Source organism: Polaromonas sp. P1_G1 (assembly GCF_056405595.1).
In genome coordinates, this window is record NZ_JBFUBU010000184.1 from 1 (window position 1) to 457 (window position 457).

Genomic DNA, 457 nt, shown 5'->3' on the forward strand with positions numbered 1-457 from the left:
GCCACGACCCGGCCACTTCGAGGCCGTCGAACTGCGTCATCCCGGACTCGATTTCAGCCACGATTTCCGTGTGACCTGGGGAGTACTGGGGAAGACCGCCGTGCCACCGCTGTACGAAGCTCGCTCCTGGCTCCTCGGTGATTCCGGTCACGGTCGCGAGATCGGCGCACGCAAGTTCGATCAGTTCACCATCCGGCCGGTCGACGATCTCCGATGCGCCGAATCGACCGAACGACACCCGAACGAGATGCTCGCCGCGATCAGCGAGGTGCGTCCACTTTCGGCTCGACAGCGTGAACGCCTTGGCGGTCAGGTCGGCGTCGGTGGCAACCAGGATCCCCGAATTCTGCGGAAGGTCGACCTGACCGGGCAAGCGGAGCGCCACCACCGCGGACGACGCCAGTTCGATCCGCGACGCGATACGCGCAATATCCGCATCGACGCCGGCCAACAGCAC

1 protein-coding gene is annotated in these 457 nt (G+C 65.2%); it reads right to left on the bottom strand.

What is annotated here, in order from left to right; genetic code table 11:
• Positions 1–457 (bottom strand): FAD-dependent oxidoreductase (locus AC1D1Y_RS26395; protein WP_477684952.1); only part of this gene is annotated, 457 nt, incomplete at both ends.